Here is a 16,232-nt window from a genome sequence, read left to right on the forward strand (position 1 = left end):
AGCAGAAAGCCCGACGGCGAGTATCGCCGTCGGGCTTTCGTTGTTTGGAACTGCTGGGGTGCTTTACCGGGTGCTGCCGGCAAGCAGGCCCCGGCGGCGGAGCAGCCGCTTTTCGATCGGCGCGAAAACGAGCAGTTCGATCAGGATGCCGACGGCGAGGATCAGCAGGATGGCAGACATGACGATGGTCATGTCGGACAGGACACGGCCTTGGTCCAGCATGGAACCCAGGCCAAAGCCGATGGTGCCGCCGACGGCGATGATTTCCGCTGCCATGAGCGAGCGCCAGGAGAACGCCCATCCCTGTTTGAGGCCGCCGAGGTACCCGGGCAGGGCCGCCGGCAGGATGATCTGCAGGGCGAGCTGCAGGCGGGACGCACCCAGGACCTTTCCGACGCTGCGGTACTGCGGCGGAATCTGGTCCACACCGGAGATCAGCCCGTTGATGATCGAAGGAATGGCACCCATGAAGACGACGAAATACACAGTGGCGTCGGTGAGGCCGAACCAAAGGATGGCGGCCGGGACCCAGGCCACGGACGGCAGGACCTGCAGTCCGGAGATCAGTGGCCCGAACGCGCGGCGCAGGGGTGCCACCTGGGCCAGCAGGAGCCCCACCGGAGTCGCGATGACCACGCTGATCAGGAAGCCCACGACGCCGCGCTGCAGCGAGGTCCAGACGGCCTCCTGCAGCTTGCCCTCGCTCCACAGGGTTCCGATCTGGCCCACGACATCCAGCGGGCCGGGCACGACGTCACGACGCTTGAAGCCGAGGGACACGTACAACTGCCAGAGGATGATCAGCACGGCGAGCGCAGCCACCGGCAGCAGGATCCGGCTCCAGTCGATGCGGGTCTTGCGGATGGAGTCGGACTGCAGGGAATCGAGGCCCGCTTCGAGCTCGCGCAGGTCTTCCTTGCCGCTGGAGGAACGGGTCAGGGCCGCGTGGACCTTGCGGGTCTCGGCCGGGGCTTCCGCCACGGGAAGTTGGTTACTTGGCATGGCGGCGAATCTCCTCGCGTAGCCGGGCGGTGATTTCGCCGGTGAGCTGGCCGGCCAGTCCGGCGTCGGTGCGGTGTTCTTCGCTGACGTGCCACTCCCGCACCACGCGGCCGGGCCGGGAGGAGAGCAGCAGCACGCGCTGGCCGAGCCGGACGGCCTCGCGGACGTTGTGGGTGACGAAGACGATGGTCCGGCCGGTTTCCTTCCAGATCCGTTCGAGCTCGTCATGGAGCAGGTCCCGGGTAATCGCGTCCAGGGCCGCGAACGGCTCGTCCATGAGGAGCAGCTGCCGGTCCTGGGCCAGGGACCGGGCCAGGGACACACGCTGGCGCATTCCGCCGGAGAGTTCGTGCGGCCGCTTGTCGCCGGCGCCGCCCAGGTGCACCAGGTCCAGCAGCTCCCCCGCCCGGACCCTGCGGTCGGCTTTCCCGACGCCGCGCAGCTTCAGGGCCAGCTCGATGTTCTCCCGCGCGGTCAGCCACGGAAACAGTGCCGCGTCCTGGAACATGAAGGCGGCGCCGTCGCTGGGCACTTCGAGGGCGCCCGACGTCGGGGCCTCCAGTCCCGCCATGATGTTGAGCAGGGTGGACTTGCCGCAGCCGGACGCACCGAGCAGGGCGACGAACTCGCCCTGCCCGATGGTGGCATTGACGTCGTCCAGTACCGGGGCGTCGTCGCCGAAGCGCTTGCCCAGGTTTTCCAGTACGACTGGCATGGTCTGGTCCTTACTGTTGTGGCGGATGACTGGAGGCCCGGGAGCTAGTCCTTGCCGAGCCCTTCGGCGGAGATCTTCTTGCCGGCCGCAGTCTCGCCGAGGACACTGTTGAGCGCCGTGAGGTCGAAGATGCCGTTGATGTCGGCCTGCTTGGTGGTGCCGGCGTCGACGCCGTCCTGGAGCAGCTTCTTGTACGTCCCCGCGAGCGGGTCCGTGGTGAAGACGATGTTCTTCAGGGACCGGTCGATGACGTCGGCCGGCAACGCCTTGCCTGCGGCTGCCTTGAGTGCGTCGTTGAGGACGGTGGCCTTCTCGGCGGCGGGCGCCGCGTTGAGCCAGTCCACGGATTCAACATGGCCCTTGAGGAGCGCCCGCACGGTGGCAGGGTGCTCGGCGGCGAACTGCTTGTTGACGATCAGGACGGTGGTGACGAACTCGCCCTTCTCCCACAGGTCCTTCTCATCGACCAGGACCTTCGCGCCGGCCTGGAGCACCAGTCGCGAGGCCCATGGCTCCGGCAGCCACGCGCCGTCGAGCTTGCCGTCCTGGAAGAGCTTGAGGGTCTGGGCGTTCTCGGTCGGGTTGATCGCGACGTCGCCGCTGCCGTCCGTGGAGACTTTGAATCCCTGCTTGCCCAGCCATGCCCGGAGGGCCACGTCCTGGGTGCCGCCGAGCTGCGGCGACGCGAGCGTCTTGCCTTTGAGGTCGGCCGCCGAGTTGATGCCGGGCTTGACCACCAGCTGTGCTCCGCCGGCCGTCGCACCTGCGATGATGCTGATGGATTGGCCGTTGCTCTTGACATAGGAGTTGATGGCCGGGTTGGGGCCGATGTACGTGGCGTCAATGGCGCCGGCGTTCAGGGCCTCGATCGCGGCCGGGCCGGCGTTGAAGACCTGTGTGCTGAGCTTGGTCTGGCCGAGTTCCTTGGCCACGAACCCCTTGTTGACGCCCACCAGGGCCGGGGCGTGGGTGACGTTGCCAAAGTAGCCGAGCCGGAGTTCCGCGGCCGGGCCCTGATCCGCAGCAGCCGCTGCCGGGGCGGTTTCCTGGCTGCGGGACAGCGAGGATGCCACGGCTGCGCCGGCGCCGATCAGGAGCACAAGCCCCGCGACGAGGGCGATCTCCAGGGTGCGCTTGCGTTTGGGTTTGCCGGTCTCGCCAGCGACGATCCGTGTGGTGCCGGGCTGCGTGCCGGGCTCGGGGTTTTCGGGGGTGCGTGACATGGGTGAAGTCCTGTTCTGGGGTGTGTGCGGAAGGGCCGGGCTGGGTGGTCAGCGCCGGCGACATCGCCCCTGGAAGTCCCTGCGGGGGAGGCCGGGAAACCGTTCCGTTGTCTTCATTCATTCACCATAGGGAGTGTCATATTCGCGGTTCAACGCTCCGGAAACCCGGGGTCACGCGGGTTCACGCAGCGTCACATTCGGCCCAGGACACCCGGGGTCGCCATCCGGGCTCTGGAGCTCGTCAATCGCCTTTGACGTTGACGAGCTGCCGCAGCTTGTGCCGTATCTTGACGAGGTCGGCGGAGTCGCGCATCACCTGGTCGATGGGTTTGTACGCCGCCGGGATCTCGTCGATGAATGCCTCGCTGGGGCGGAATTCAATGCCCCGCATGGCGGCCTTCAGGTCGGCCAGCGAAAACGTTCTCTTCGCGGCGGTCCTCGAGTATTCCCTCCCGGCGCCGTGCGGCGATGAGTTCAGGGACACCGGGTTCCCCAGTCCGACAACGACGTAGGACGCCGTGCCCATGGAGCCGGGGATGAGCCCGGCGTCCCCCGCTTCGGCCCTAATCGCCCCCTTGCGCGAAACCCAGACGGATTTACCGTAATGCTTCTCCTGCGCGGTGAAGTTGTGGTGGCAGTTGATCCGTTCGGTCTCCCGGACACGACCGCCTGTCCATGATTCAAACTGCCGGACCACACGGTCCATCATCTCCTCACGATTCAGCAGTGCGAAGTGCTGGGCCCAGTGGAGTTCCCTAATGTAGCGCTCGAATTCGGGAGTGCCCTCCTCGAGGTAGGCCAGGGCAGGATTTGGCAGGACGGCGGTCCCCATCCGGTCCCCGCTCCGGGCCCGGGCGATGTGCCGTTGCGCGATGCTGTTGCCCACGCCGCGGGAGCCTGAGTGCAGGAACAGCCACACGGCGTCCGTCTCGTCCGCGCACACCTCGATGAAATGGTTGCCCGATCCCAGCGATCCCAGCTGCAGCTTCCAGTTCGCGGCGTACTGGGCGGGCTCGAAGCCCGCTGTCGCTGCCATTCGCCGCAGCTCAGCCAGCCGCGGTTCGGCGGTGGCGGTGATCCTGCGGTTGCACTTCCCGGAGGACAGGGGAATGGCGTGCTCGATACCCTCACGCAGGCGTTTCCGGTCCTTGGGCAGGTCCTTGAGGGCGTACTGCGTGCGGACGGCAATCATGCCGCAACCGATGTCGACGCCCACGGCGGCCGGGATAACAGCACCCAAGGTGGGTACGACGGATCCCACGGTGGCTCCCAGGCCCAGGTGGGCGTCCGGCATCAGCGCCAGATGCGGGTAGATGATGGGCAGCTGAGCCGTGGCCAGGGCCTGTTCGCGGGTCTTGTCATCCAGGATCGACGCCCAGCTGACGAGCCGGCTGTTGATGACTTCCACGGCACCCCTCCATGATGATGATCATGGTCCGCCGGCCGGGTGGCAAGGGCCAAAGCGGTGAATTCGCGGGAAACGCGCGAGGTCGCCGTAACTATACGGCGACCTCGCGCGTTTCCGGCGACTCCCGAGCAGTCGGGGTGCCTTCAGCCAGTTCGAGCAGGCCTAGATCGAGTAGCGTTCGTCCTCGTGGTCGCCGGGATGGTCGTTCACCAGGCCCGCGGCGAGGGTGTTGCCGTCGAGAGGGTCGATCACCAGGAACGCCCCGGTGCGGCGGTGATGCAGGTAGTTCTCCAGCGGCAGCGGGGCCGCGAGACGAAGCTGCGCGTGCCCGATGTCGTTGAGCTCCAGGGTGGACGTCGGCTCCAGGCCGAAGCTGGCGAGGTCCAGCTTGCCCGTCACGTTCCGGACCAGCGCCTGGACCGTGCGGGTACCGTGCTTGACCAGGACCTTAGAGCCCTCCCGGAGCGGCTTGGGCGAGAGCCAGCAGAGCGCAGCGTAGAGGTCGGCCGATGCTTCCCGCACCGTCCCCGCCGCCGCGATCGTGTCACCGCGGGCGACGTCGAACTCATCCGCCAGGCGCAGGGCCACGGACTGCGGTGCGGCTGCCTCGGCGAGCTCACGCCCAGCGAAGTCGATCCCGGTGACGGTAGTGCTGCGCGGGGCCTGCCCCGGGGTCAGGATGCTGACCTGGTCCCCCACCTTGACCGAGCCTTCGGTGATCTGGCCGGCGTAGGCACGGTAGTCGCGGTACGCCTCGGGATCGAGGCCGCCGGCGACGGCGTCCGGAGCCAGCGCGCCCTGCGGCCGGACCACTAGCTGGACCGGGAAACGGAAGCTCTCGAGGTGGCTCTCGAGTTCGTCCGCGGCCGGCAGCGTCTCGAGGACTTCCAGCAGCGCCGGGCCGTCGTACCACGGGGTGCGCTTCGAGGCATCGACCACGTTGTCGCCGTCGAGGGCGGACACCGGGATGACCCGGAGGTCGGCGACACCATCGGATCCGAGCCCGAGCTCGCGCCCGACCTGCTGGACGTCCGCCTCGATCTCGCGGAACACGTCCTCGCTGAAGCCCACGAGGTCGATCTTGTTCACGGCGACGATCACGTGCGCCACCCGCAGCAGCTGCAGCACGGACAGGTGCCGGCGGGTCTGCTCCAGGACACCCTTGCGGGCATCGATGAGCACGACGACGGCGTCCGCGGTGGACGCGCCGGTCACCGTGTTCTTGGTGTACTGCACGTGCCCGGGGCAGTCCGCGAGGATGAAGCTGCGGCGGTCCGTGGCGAAGTAGCGGTAGGCGACGTCGATGGTGATGCCCTGCTCGCGCTCGGCGCGCAGGCCGTCGGTCAGCAGGGCGAGGTCGATCGCCTTTGTGCCGGTGGCCCCTTCGCCGCCGAACCCGCGGTCCGCGGAAGTGCGGGCGACGGCGTCGAGCTGGTCGGCGAGGATCGCCTTCGAGTCATGCAGGAGCCGGCCCACCAGCGTGGACTTGCCGTCATCGACGGAGCCTGCGGTGGCGAAGCGGAACAGCGTGGTGGGCAGCGCCGCGGCAACGAGGTCCGGGCCGGGGAGAAACGTTTCCGTGCTCATTAGAAATAGCCGTCCTTCTTGCGGTCTTCCATGGCGGCCTCGGAGATGCGGTCATCGGCCCGGGTGGCGCCACGTTCGGTGATGGTCGAGGCGGCAACCTCAATGACGACGTCGCGCACGGTGGCGGCGGCCGATTCCACGGCGCCGGTGCAGGACATGTCACCGACGGTCCGGTAACGGACAGTCTTGGTGATGACTTCCTCGTGGTCGCGCGGCTGGGAGACTTCACCGACGGCGCGCCACATGCCGTCGCGGGCAAAGACTTCGCGGTCGTGGGCGTAGTACAGGCCCGGCAGTTCGATGTTCTCGCGCTCGATGTAGCGCCACACATCCAGTTCGGTCCAGTTGCTGATCGGGAAGGCGCGGACGTGCTGGCCCACGGTGTGCCGGCCGTTGTACAGGTTCCACAGCTCGGGGCGCTGGTTGCGGGGGTCCCACTGGCCGAACTCGTCGCGCAGGCTCAGGATACGTTCCTTGGCCCGGGCCTTGTCCTCGTCCCGGCGGCCGCCGCCAAAGACGGCGTCGAACTTGTTGCGCTGGATCGCATCCAGCAGCGGGACGGTCTGCAGCGGGTTGCGGGTGCCGTCGGCACGCTCGGCCAGCTCGCCGGAGTCAATGAAGTCCTGGACGGAGCCGACAACCAGCTTCAGGCCCAGCCGCTCCACGGTGCGGTCGCGGAACTCGATGACCTCGGGAAAGTTGTGCCCGGTGTCCACGTGCAGCACCGGGAAGGGCACCTTGCCGGGCCAGAAGCCCTTGGTGGCCAGGTGCAGCATCACCACGGAATCCTTGCCGCCAGAGAACAGCAGCGCAGGCTTCTCGAACTCGGCGACGACCTCGCGGATGATGTGGATGGCCTCGGACTCGAGGGTGTCCAGGCTGGAGAGGCGCGTTGAAACGGGAGCGTTGGTCACCTGCGTGGGCTCCTCAGTCAGGAAAGTGCTCATACGTGTAGTCCGCATTCTGTCTTGTCGGTTCCTGCCCAGCGTCCGGCGCGGGGGTCATCGCCGGGCGCCACCTTGCGGGTGCAAGGCTGGCAGCCAATGGACGGGTAGCCCTGTGAAAGCAGCGGGTTGACGGGAAGTAGGTTGTCGTCGGAGTACTGCACCAGCTGGTCGAAGGTCCAGGCCGCTACCGGGTTGACCTTGACCAGGCCGTTGGCCTCGTCCCAGGTGACCAGCGGCGTGTTGGTGCGGGTGGGGGCCTCGTCGCGGCGGACTCCGGTGAACCAGAGCTCGTAGCCGGCCAGGGTGCGGCGCAGCGGCGCCACCTTGCGCAGGGCGCAGCATTGCGCGGGGTCGCGGGCGAAGAGGTCCTTGCCCAGGAACCGGTCCTGCTGCTCCACGGTGTTCTCCGGCAGGACGTCCACTACGTTGACACGCAGGTTGGCCGCCACCTCGTCGCGCGTGGCGTGCGTTTCCGGGAAGTGGTAGCCGGTCTCCAGGAACAGGACGTCGACGCCGGGAAGCTGGTCCGCGACCAGCGCCGGCAGCACGGCGTCGGCCATGGAGCAGGCGACGGCGACCGCGGGAAGCTCGAAGTTGCGGGCCACCCAGGCGATGACATCGCGGGCCGGGGCGTCCCAGCCGAGCTCGGCGGCGCCGGCCTCGGCGAGGGCCTTGAGCTCGTCGTGGGAGCGGAGTACGGCAGGCGACGCAATATCCGCGGAGGGGCCACGGCCACCGGGGTCCCCGGCCGAGCTTGCGAGGTTAAGGTGTGGCTGGGGAATCATTGGAGATCACCCTCCTCCGCGGCGAACGCCCACTCGGCGAAGCTTTGGCCCTCGGAGCGGTCCGCGACGAACTTCCGGACCACGCGTTCGACGTAATCGGGCAGCTCCCCGGCCGTGACCTTGAGGCCGCGGACGGTGCGGCCGAGGCCTGCCTCTTCGCGGCTGTCGGAGGCGAGTCCGCCGCCGAGGTGGACCTGGAAGCCCGGGGTGGGGTCGCCGTCGGGCGTTGGCAGCATCATGCCCTTGAGGCCGATGTCCGCCGTCTGGATCCGGGCGCAGGAGTTGGGGCAACCGTTGATGTGCAGGGACAGCGCCTGGGGCAGCTGCTTGCTCTCGGCGAGGTCGGCCAGGCGGCGCTCCAGCTCGGCAACCGCCGTCGCGGCAGTAACCTTTGTTTCCACGATGGCGAGCTTGCAGAACTCGATGCCGGTGCAGGCGATGGTGCCGCGCCGGAAGACGGACGGGCGGGCGGACAGGCCCAGGGCGTCGAGCTCGGCCACGAGCGGGTCCACCTCGTCCTTGGGCACGTCGAGGACCACGAGCTTCTGGTGCGGGGTGGTGCGAAGGCGCCGTGAGCCGCGGGCTTCCAGGGTGTCCGCGAGCCTGACCAGCTGGCTGCCGGAGAGGCGGCCGGCCAGCGGGGTGGCGCCGATGAAGAACTTGCCGTCCTTTTGTTCGTGCACGCCGATGTGGTCGCCGGGCGTGGAGGGCTTGGGCGCGGCGGGGCCGTCGGAGAGCTTGTAGCCGAGGTATTCGTCCTCGAGGACCTGGCGGAACTTCACCGGTCCCCAGTCGGCCAGCAGGAACTTCAGGCGGGCCTTGGTACGCATGCGACGGTAGCCGTAGTCGCGGAAGATGCTGGTGACGCCGAGCCACACGTCGGCGGCCTGGTCCGGGCGGACGAAGGCGCCGAGACGCTTGCCCAGCATGGGGTTGGTGGAGAGTGCGCCGCCTACCCAGAGGTCGTAGCCAATGCCGAGTTCGGGGTGGACCAGGCCCACCAGGGCGACGTCGTTGATCTCGTGCACCACATCCTGGCTGGGGTGGCCGGTGATGGCGGTTTTGAATTTGCGCGGCAGGTTGGCCAGTTCCGGGTCGCCGATGAACCGTTCGGCGAGTTCCTGGATCAGCGGCGTGGGGTCGATGATCTCGTCCTTGGCAATACCCGCAACCGGGGAGCCGAGGATCACGCGGGGGACGTCGCCGCAGGCTTCTGTGGTGGATAGCCCCACGCCTTCGAGGCGGCGCCAGATCTCGGGCATGTCCTCCACCCGGATCCAGTGCAGCTGGATGTTCTGGCGGTCCGTGAGGTCGGCCGAGTCGCGGGCGAAGTCCACGGAGATCTGGCCGATGACGCGCAGCTGCTCGGTGGTGAGCGCACCGCCGTCGATCCGCACGCGCAGCATGAAGTATTTGTCTTCGAGTTCGTGCGGCTCAAGCGTGGCGGTCTTGCCGCCGTCGATCCCGGGTTTGCGCTGGGTGTACAGGCCCCACCAGCGGAAGCGGCCGTGCAGGTCGGTGCCGTCGATCGAGTCGAAGCCGTGCTTGGAATAGACGGACTCGATACGCTCGCGGACGTTGAGGCCGTTGTCTTCCTGTTTCCAGGTCTCGTTGGCGTTCAGCGGCGCGGTGCCGTCCACTTTCCACTGCCCGTGCGGCTTGGCGGCCGGACGGGAGGGGCGTTTGGTGCGGCCGGCGGCAGCCTCGTCCGTGGACGCTCCGGCTAGAGCTGTATCAGTCATGCATCGACTGTAGGGGCGGCTGTAATCCCGTCACAAAGGTTCAGAAATGGGGAGTCACCTAGGGAAATAATTCGTCACGAACCGCCGGCAACCCTTGAAGTAGCCCTGCGGCTGTGCATCTGCGGGGACTGATGCGGGGACCGTCAGGGGCGTTGTTGTGGGGCCGCGGCCAGCGCGGCGTCGTAGCGTTCCAGGGCAATTTCGGCGAGGACCGGGGAGGGCAACAGGGGCGCCGTCACAAGGTCCGCGCCGGCCTTGGCCAACTGGTCATGGAAGAAGCCGGGCGCCAGGAGATAGGAGGCGATGACCACGCGTCCGCCCAGGTCCACGGCACCGGCCGATTCCCCCGCGCCGGCGCCGCCGGCTGCCTCCTCGCGGAGCATGGCGACGGCGTCGGGAACCGAGGGCTTGGCGGAGGCGCCGTAGCCGGCCACGATCCGGTTGGAACGCAGCGCACGGAGCTGGTCCGCGAGTTCCTCGACATTCCGTGCCGCGCTGGGATCGGAGGAACCGGCGGCGGCGAGGACCACGGCGTCGTTGTCCGTCACCCCGGCCTCGCGCAACCGCTGGTCCAGCAGCGCTGCGAGCCGCGGATCCGGCCCCAGCGGCGCCGCGGCAAGAGTGTCCGGCCGGCTCTTCACGGCCCGGGCGATGTCCACCTTGACGTGGTACCCCACGCTCAGCAGCAGCGGCACCACGACGGCGGTTTCCCCCTCCGGAAGGCCCGCCACGACGGCCGGCAGGTCCGGTTCCTGCACGTCGACGTAGGCCTCGCGGACGTCCAGCCCGGGCCGGAGCCCGGCGATGCCGTCCCGGAGCGCGTTGACCTCCGCGGCTCCGTGCGGGCTCGACGTGCCGTGGGCGCAGGCGATCAGGATGGGGCTATTCATAGCCGTTAGCGTAACCTTGGAGCCGCCCTATCCGCCCCCTTGTTATCGACCGGGACGCTTCATGACCTTCTACTTCAGTGTTGTCCTGGTCTGGCTTGACCTCGCCGGCGTCTTCTTCTTCGCGGTCTCCGGCTCGCTGCTCGCCGCACGGAAGCAGTTCGACATCATCGGCTCGCTGCTCCTGGCCTCTGTGGTGAGCCTTGGCGGCGGTGTCATCCGCGACATCATCATCAACGCAGGCCCGCCCGCCGCGTTCACCAACCCGGCGTACCTGGCGCCGCCCCTGCTCGCCACGGTGCTGGTCTATTTCCTGTTCTCCAGCGTCCAGCGCTTCACTTCGCTGCTGGTCCTGTTCGACGCCGGTGGGCTGGCCCTGTTCTGCATCACCGGCACCTTGAAGGCCCTGGCCGCCGGGATGAATCCCGTGGCTGCCGTCCTGCTGGGTGTCACGACGGCGGTGGGTGGCGGCCTGCTGCGGGATATCACCGCCAACGAGGTGCCGCAGCTTTTCGACCCCAAGGATTTGTACGCGTTGCCGGCGTTCGCCGGGGCAGTGTCAACCGTGGTCCTGTCGCTCACCGGAACCTTTACCGCGGTGAGCGCCTGCGCCGTCGCCGCCATCGTCTTCGCCTTCCGGGTCACGGCCTGGCGGCGCCACTGGTACGTTCCGCTGGCGGTGCGCGGCTGGCACCGGCTGGGCCTGGACGCGACGGAAAACGACCGCTAGGGATTAGCTAGGATAAGACCATGACTGACATGTTCCTCGAGAAATTCCGCGCGCTTGTCCCGAAGTATCTCGAAGACGAATGGCAGGAAGAAGATGGCCTCCCGGCCGACGAGCTTGATTCGGCCCTGGCCGAACACCAGTTCCAGGTCCCGCTGGTCCTGCGCGAGTTCTACCTGGCCGTCGGCGGCTGCGAGGACATCATGGAGGCCTACCACTACTTCTGGGACCCCGAAGAGCTCGAAGTCGACGACGAGGGTTTCCTCATGTTCCTCGAGGACGAGGAAGAGCAGTTCACCTGGGGCTTCCGCGTCGGGGACCTCAGCATCCCGGATCCCATCGTGTACCGCCGCAACAACGCCCGGGGCCAGTGGAAGAGCGAGGAGGGGACCTTCTCCGAATTCGTCTTCGACATGTTCGAGTGGGCCTTCAACGACGAGGACGAGGACTAGGCGGCCGCAGCCTCTACCCTCTCCTCTTCGGCTTTCCCCCTCACCGCCCCCTTCTCCCCCACCGTCCGTTCGCCCCGCCGATTCTCCCCAGGTTTGGCGTCCCTCACCGGAGTGTCCGGCGGAACCGCCGGTCATCTGCGGCGTCGGAACTTCATACTTGGGGAAATTCAGCGGATGACGCGGCCGTGTAGCACCTGCCACACCTCATCGATGACCTTCTGCGGGTTGTAGACGACATCGTTATACCCGTACCGGAGGACTGCGTTGCCGGCCAGGGTGCTGGCGTTGTTCCTCCCCCGGTCCCTCTTGACCTGCGTGCGCTCAAGATGGGTGCTCCCGTCGATCTCCACGATCAGGAATCCTTCAAGCAGGAAGTCCACGAAGCCGATCCCCGGAAGGTTCACCTGCGTCTGGGTGTAGATTCCCTGGCTCCTGAAGAGAAGCCTGGCAACGACCTCGATCGCCGAATCAGCGGTGCCGTCGACCAGGCCAAGGACTGCGCGGGCGGCCCCGTTCCGGTTTCCCGGCAGCCGCTGCCTGAGGTAATCAAGCGTGGTGCGGCCCTGCAGCAGGGCGCTTTCCACCATGACGGCGGCATCCACCGGGGGCAGGCAGCGCAGCGCATGGAGCAGGGTGTCCGTTAGGCTGGCCACGGGCTGCGGGAATTCCGGCGGGACCAGGCTTGCGCGGTGGACGACAGCTCCGGACGCTGATCCGTGTGCGCACAGCAGGTGCAGCCGTTCGGGCTCATGGAGGCGCCATATGCCGTGGAACGGCGCGGCGGAGGCGCAGGTGATCGTGCCGTTCGCGAGCACGGCAGCTAGGAAGTCCGCCCGCGCCCCGGGCAGCGCCACCACCCCATGGCGGAGGCGACGAATTTCACCGGCAGCCACGGAAGTGCGGATTCCGTTCGATGTAAAACCGGCCTGCAGCAATGTGGCCGTGCGGGCAACCGAGCCGGCGTATCGCAGGTAACTCGCGAGGTCCATGGGACAAGCACACTCGTGGAATGACACCCCGGGCAGCCACCACGTCGGCTATGTGGATAAGTCCGCACCACTCGCGCCACTGGTTTTGTCCGGTTTTGAGGACGTCCGACGGCGTGTCCCGCCACCGGCCCGCGCGTCCCGCCCCTGCCCGGCCAAAGGTGGGGAAACTCAGCGCGACAACGATCGGCATTCGGTCGAAATCTTATGACAATGAATTTACAGAAAAGTCTGGACTCTATGACACAACTGTCATAGAGTCGTTCTGGGTTCACCAAATGCCTCCGGTGGATCTGATGCGAACGGAGAAATGGCCCCGGTTCGGCACAACGGAAGACTCGAACGTTGTGAGGAACCGGGGCCATTCCGTTTAAGCGAGAGGCCGGTGGAGGCTAGGCACCAAGGCGAACGTGCAGGACGCGCCCAGCCTGAAGGAACCGACAGGACCAGGCCAGAGACCGGTTAACGCCAAGCCGGAAGGCTAGCTGCTGCGGTCCACTACCGCGTGGGCGAAGCTGGTCAGCGAGGCCTTCACGACGCCTTCCGGCAGCGGGGCAAGGGCGGCAATGGCCTCATCGGCCCAAGCTCGCGCCACCACCCATGACTGTGCGGTGACGGGGTGTTCCCGGAGGCCGGCTACGGCGGCGGCCAGGGCCTCGTCCGAGCTGAGGTCGCCGTCGATCAGCGTCAGAAGTTCGACGGCGGTCTGGTCCCCGTCGCGGGCGGCGTTGCGCAGCAGCAGCACGGGCAGGGTGGGGATGCCTTCGCGCAGGTCGGTCCCCGGGGACTTGCCGGACTTGACCTTGATCCCGGTGACGTCGATGACGTCGTCGGCGAGCTGGAAGGCCACGCCCACCTTCTCGCCGTATTCGACCAGGAAGGGCTCGTAGGACTCGTCGGCACCGGAGAAGATTGCGCCGAGCTGGCCGGAGGCGGCCACCAGCGAGCCCGTTTTGTCCGCGATGACGGACAGGTAGTGCGCCAGGGGGTCCTCGTCCGGCCGCGGTCCCACGGTCTCGTGCAGCTGGCCCAGGCAGAGCCGCTCAAAGGTGCGCGCCTGGATGCCCAGCGCACGGGAGCCGAGCTCCGAGACCAGGATGGAGGCGCGCGCAAAGATGAGGTCGCCGGTCAGGACGGCGACGGAGTTGCCCCAGACCTCGTGGGCCGTCGGCGCCCCACGGCGGAACGGCGCGGAGTCCATGACGTCGTCGTGGTACAGGGTGGCGAGGTGCGTCAGTTCGACGACGACGGCGGCCTGCACCACCGCGGGCAGGGAGGCATCGCCAAGGTGGGCGCACAGCAGGGTCAGCAGGGGACGGATGCGCTTGCCGCCGGCTTCCACGAGGTGACGCGACGTTGCGTCAGCCAGGGGATCGGAATTGGCAATGGCCTCGCGCAGCTTCTTCTCGACGCGCGCCAGGTTGGTGGTGATCGCGGGGCCCAGCTCGGGGTCACCCGCAATCGCCGCGAAGCCTGCCGGCAGTTGAAGACCGGTGGCGATCGCGGTGGTATTGAGGTCGGGTTCAGAGCTCGGCAGGCCGTGTCCGGCGTGCGTCCAGCTTTGGTCTGCAGAGTTGGTCACGGGTTAACCCTAACTTTTGTTGCGGAAACCGCGGAGTTGGTGTCGGAGTGCGGAACACTGTCCGTGGCGGGTGCGGCCTGGTTGGACGTGGCCTGATTCGATGTGGCAGGGACCAGGGATTCCAGGACCCGGATGACCCGGTCCTCGAAACCCCTGGCGGCAGGATCGGTGAGGTTGGCCAGCAGCCGCACCACGAAACGCATGAGCACGGGGACGGGCATGCCGGTCCGGAGGGCCAGTTTCATGACGGCCGGCTTGCCGATCAGGGCGGCGAACGCACGGCCCAGCGTGAAGTGCGAGCCCCACTGCTGCCGCACGTAGTCGGCGTACCGGGCCAGGTGCGCGTCGGCGTCGGCCGCACTCCAGCCTGCCGACGCGGACCGGGCGGCGCCGTCGATGATGAATTCGGCCGCAAAGCGGGCGGACTCCATGGCGTAGGAGATGCCCTCACCGTTGAACGGGGAGACCATGCCGCCGGCGTCGCCGAGCAGCAGCAGGCCCGGAGAGTAGTGCGGGGTGCGGTTGAAGCCCATGGGCAGCGCGGCGCCGCGGATCTCGCCCACCTGGTTATCCGGGGTGAAGCCCCAGTCGGCGGGCATCCCGGCGGTCCATTCGCGCAGCACCTGCTTGTAATCCAGCTTGCCGAAGTCCTTCGAGGAGTTCAGGATGCCCAGGCCCACGTTGGAGGTTCCGTCGCCGACGCCAAAGACCCAGCCGTAGCCGGGCAGGAGTTTGCCGTCGCGGCCGGGAAGCTCCAGCCAGCCTTCCATCCAGTCGTCCTCGTGCCGCGGCGAGGTGAAGTAGGTCCGCACGGCCACGCCGAGCGGACGGTCGTCGCGCTTGCCGATGCCCAGCGACACGGCAGTGCGCGTCGAGTTGCCGTCCGCCGCGAGGACGACGTCGGCGGTGAAGTCGCGCGTTTCGCCGGTCTTGCGCCCGGAGTTGTCCAGCAGCGCGGCGCGGACGCCCGTCACCCGGCCGTCCTCGGAGTGCAGCGCCTCGGTGACGCTGTGACGTTCGTGCACGACGGCGCCCGCAGACTGGGCGTGGCGGGCCAACTGTTCGTCGAAGCCGAGACGGGTCCGGATCAACCCGTACTGCGGGAAGTCGGCGACCTCCGGCCAAGGCAGTTCGATCGTGCGGCCGCCGGCGATCAGGCGCAGGCCCTTGTTCCGCCGCCAGCCGTCGGTTTCGGGATGTGCAAGGCCCAGTTTCTGGATCTCCCGGACTGCGCGCGGAGTCAGGCCGTCGCCGCAGACCTTCTCACGGGGAAAGCTGGTTTTCTCCAGCACCGTGACGTCAATGCCGGCTTTGGCAAGGTAGAAGGCGGCGGTGGATCCTGCCGGGCCCGCTCCGACAATCAGTACTTTCACGACGCGTAGCGGCTAAAGCCCGGGCCGGGTGATGTTGCGGCGCAGCTTCGCCACCGGTCCGGTGTGGGCTGCCATTGCCGCAGCGCCCGCGGCGGGGCCAGTTGAGGGGCCGGCCAGCGGTTTCTGGGCGCGGTGCACCGCGACAATGCCGCCGCTGAGGTTGCGGTAGGTGACGGATTCCCAGCCAGCCTCCTGCAGCCAGGCCGCGAGGTGGTCCTGGTCCGGCCAGGCGCGGATGGACTCGGCGAGGTAGACGTAGGCATCGGGGTTGGAGGAGACCTTGACGGCGATGGCCGGCAGGGCCCGCATGAGGTATTCGGTGTACATGGTGCGCCACAGCGGCACCACGGGCTGGGAGAATTCCGCGATGACCAGCCGGCCGCCGGGCTTGGTGACCCGGAGCATCTCGGCCAGGGCCTTCTTCGGCTCGTTGACGTTGCGCAGGCCAAAGGAGATCGTGCTGGCATCAAAGGTGTCGTCAGCGAACGGCAGCCGGGTGGCATCCCCGGCGATGAAGTCGATGTCCGGGCGGCGGCGCTTGCCGACCTTGAGCATGCCGAGGGAGAAATCACAGGCGATGACGTTGATGCCGGCGTCGGCATACGGCTCGCTGGAAGTACCGGTGCCGGCGGCGAGGTCCAGGACGCGCTGGCCGGGCGATACGCCCACGGCCTCCACCACCACCTTGCGCCAACGCCGCGTCTGCCCCATCGACAAGACATCGTTGACGACGTCATATTTGGGGGCGACGTCGTCAAACATCGTGGCTACTTCGTCCGGACGCTTATCCAAGGATGCTCGGTTCACCCTGCCATT

Annotated in this window: 15 protein-coding genes; 2 read left to right on the forward strand and 13 right to left on the reverse strand. The window is 67.7% G+C overall.

Annotation, left to right across the window (positions count from 1 at the left end):
- Positions 1–63 precede the first annotated feature (63 nt).
- The 9 genes from M2428_RS13160 to M2428_RS13200 form a co-directional block, all read right to left on the reverse strand.
- The gene (locus M2428_RS13160) at positions 64–1,002 is read right to left on the reverse strand and encodes an ABC transporter permease (RefSeq protein ID WP_277526386.1); all 939 of its coding nucleotides are present in this window, start codon (positions 1,000–1,002) and stop codon (positions 64–66) included.
- Positions 992–1,717, reverse strand: a complete 726-nt coding sequence (locus tag M2428_RS13165; RefSeq protein ID WP_277526387.1) for an ABC transporter ATP-binding protein — start codon at positions 1,715–1,717, stop codon at positions 992–994. Before M2428_RS13165 ends, M2428_RS13160 begins: the two co-directional genes overlap by 11 nt.
- Positions 1,718–1,761: 44 nt before the next feature.
- Positions 1,762–2,940 carry an ABC transporter substrate-binding protein gene (locus M2428_RS13170; protein WP_277526388.1) on the reverse strand — a complete coding sequence of 393 codons (1,179 nt, stop codon included), beginning with the start codon at positions 2,938–2,940 and terminating at the stop codon, positions 1,762–1,764.
- Positions 2,941–3,181: 241 nt separating this feature from the next.
- Entirely contained in the window at positions 3,182–4,348 is a 1,167-nt protein-coding gene (locus M2428_RS13175) for an RtcB family protein (protein WP_277526389.1), read from the reverse strand.
- Positions 4,349–4,510: 162 nt separating this feature from the next.
- Complete coding sequence (locus tag M2428_RS13180; RefSeq protein ID WP_277526390.1) at positions 4,511–5,935, reverse strand: GTP-binding protein; 1,425 nt, start codon at positions 5,933–5,935, stop codon at positions 4,511–4,513.
- Positions 5,935–6,882 (reverse strand): sulfate adenylyltransferase subunit CysD, encoded by a 948-nt coding sequence (cysD, locus tag M2428_RS13185; protein ID WP_277526391.1) that lies wholly within the window; start codon positions 6,880–6,882, stop codon positions 5,935–5,937. Before cysD ends, M2428_RS13180 begins: the two co-directional genes overlap by 1 nt.
- Positions 6,879–7,667 carry a phosphoadenylyl-sulfate reductase gene (locus M2428_RS13190; RefSeq protein ID WP_277526392.1) on the reverse strand — a complete coding sequence of 263 codons (789 nt, stop codon included), beginning with the start codon at positions 7,665–7,667 and terminating at the stop codon, positions 6,879–6,881. The genes cysD and M2428_RS13190 overlap by 4 nt, the downstream gene beginning before the upstream one ends.
- Positions 7,664–9,409 (reverse strand): nitrite/sulfite reductase, encoded by a 1,746-nt coding sequence (locus M2428_RS13195; protein ID WP_277526393.1) that lies wholly within the window; start codon positions 9,407–9,409, stop codon positions 7,664–7,666. Before M2428_RS13195 ends, M2428_RS13190 begins: the two co-directional genes overlap by 4 nt.
- A 143-nt stretch (positions 9,410–9,552) precedes the next feature.
- Complete coding sequence (locus M2428_RS13200; protein WP_277526394.1) at positions 9,553–10,299, reverse strand: CbiX/SirB N-terminal domain-containing protein; 747 nt, start codon at positions 10,297–10,299, stop codon at positions 9,553–9,555.
- A 61-nt stretch (positions 10,300–10,360) separates the two neighbouring features.
- On the opposite strand from M2428_RS13200, the gene M2428_RS13205 reads away from it, so the two are divergent.
- Positions 10,361–11,026 carry a trimeric intracellular cation channel family protein gene (locus M2428_RS13205; protein WP_277526395.1) on the forward strand — a complete coding sequence of 222 codons (666 nt, stop codon included), beginning with the start codon at positions 10,361–10,363 and terminating at the stop codon, positions 11,024–11,026.
- A gap of 20 nt (positions 11,027–11,046) precedes the next feature.
- Positions 11,047–11,475: a hypothetical protein gene (locus tag M2428_RS13210; protein WP_277526396.1), complete on the forward strand. Its 429-nt coding sequence runs from the start codon at positions 11,047–11,049 to the stop codon at positions 11,473–11,475.
- Positions 11,476–11,642: 167 nt separating this feature from the next.
- Here the strand turns inward: M2428_RS13210 and M2428_RS13215 are convergent, their stop codons facing one another.
- The 4 genes from M2428_RS13215 to M2428_RS13230 all read right to left on the reverse strand — a co-directional run bounded on the left by M2428_RS13215 (position 11,643) and on the right by M2428_RS13230 (position 16,223).
- Positions 11,643–12,464 (reverse strand): DUF559 domain-containing protein, encoded by an 822-nt coding sequence (locus tag M2428_RS13215; RefSeq protein ID WP_277526397.1) that lies wholly within the window; start codon positions 12,462–12,464, stop codon positions 11,643–11,645.
- 478 nt (positions 12,465–12,942) lie between these two features.
- Entirely contained in the window at positions 12,943–14,043 is a 1,101-nt protein-coding gene (locus tag M2428_RS13220; RefSeq protein ID WP_277526398.1) for a polyprenyl synthetase family protein, read from the reverse strand.
- Positions 14,040–15,416, reverse strand: a complete 1,377-nt coding sequence (locus M2428_RS13225; RefSeq protein ID WP_277526399.1) for a geranylgeranyl reductase family protein — start codon at positions 15,414–15,416, stop codon at positions 14,040–14,042. The genes M2428_RS13220 and M2428_RS13225 overlap by 4 nt, the downstream gene beginning before the upstream one ends.
- A 12-nt stretch (positions 15,417–15,428) precedes the next feature.
- The gene (locus tag M2428_RS13230) at positions 15,429–16,223 is read right to left on the reverse strand and encodes a demethylmenaquinone methyltransferase (RefSeq protein ID WP_277526400.1); all 795 of its coding nucleotides are present in this window, start codon (positions 16,221–16,223) and stop codon (positions 15,429–15,431) included.
- Positions 16,224–16,232 lie beyond the last annotated feature (9 nt).

The organism is Arthrobacter sp. ES3-54, assembly GCF_029504395.1.
Lineage (GTDB): Bacteria > Actinomycetota > Actinomycetes > Actinomycetales > Micrococcaceae > Arthrobacter.

Excerpts from the sequence above, each read along its gene's own strand:
- M2428_RS13160 (WP_277526386.1), bottom strand. The coding sequence starts at position 1,002 with ATGCCAAGTAACCAACTTCCCGTGGCGGAAGCCCCGGCCGAGACCCGC.
- M2428_RS13165 (WP_277526387.1), bottom strand. The coding sequence starts at position 1,717 with ATGCCAGTCGTACTGGAAAACCTGGGCAAGCGCTTCGGCGACGACGCC.
- M2428_RS13170 (WP_277526388.1), bottom strand. The coding sequence starts at position 2,940 with ATGTCACGCACCCCCGAAAACCCCGAGCCCGGCACGCAGCCCGGCACC.
- M2428_RS13180 (WP_277526390.1), bottom strand. The coding sequence starts at position 5,935 with ATGAGCACGGAAACGTTTCTCCCCGGCCCGGACCTCGTTGCCGCGGCG.
- cysD (WP_277526391.1), bottom strand. The coding sequence starts at position 6,882 with ATGAGCACTTTCCTGACTGAGGAGCCCACGCAGGTGACCAACGCTCCC.
- M2428_RS13190 (WP_277526392.1), bottom strand. The coding sequence starts at position 7,667 with ATGATTCCCCAGCCACACCTTAACCTCGCAAGCTCGGCCGGGGACCCC.
- M2428_RS13195 (WP_277526393.1), bottom strand. The coding sequence starts at position 9,409 with ATGACTGATACAGCTCTAGCCGGAGCGTCCACGGACGAGGCTGCCGCC.
- M2428_RS13200 (WP_277526394.1), bottom strand. The coding sequence starts at position 10,299 with ATGAATAGCCCCATCCTGATCGCCTGCGCCCACGGCACGTCGAGCCCG.
- M2428_RS13205 (WP_277526395.1), top strand. The coding sequence starts at position 10,361 with ATGACCTTCTACTTCAGTGTTGTCCTGGTCTGGCTTGACCTCGCCGGC.
- M2428_RS13210 (WP_277526396.1), top strand. The coding sequence starts at position 11,047 with ATGACTGACATGTTCCTCGAGAAATTCCGCGCGCTTGTCCCGAAGTAT.
- M2428_RS13215 (WP_277526397.1), bottom strand. The coding sequence starts at position 12,464 with ATGGACCTCGCGAGTTACCTGCGATACGCCGGCTCGGTTGCCCGCACG.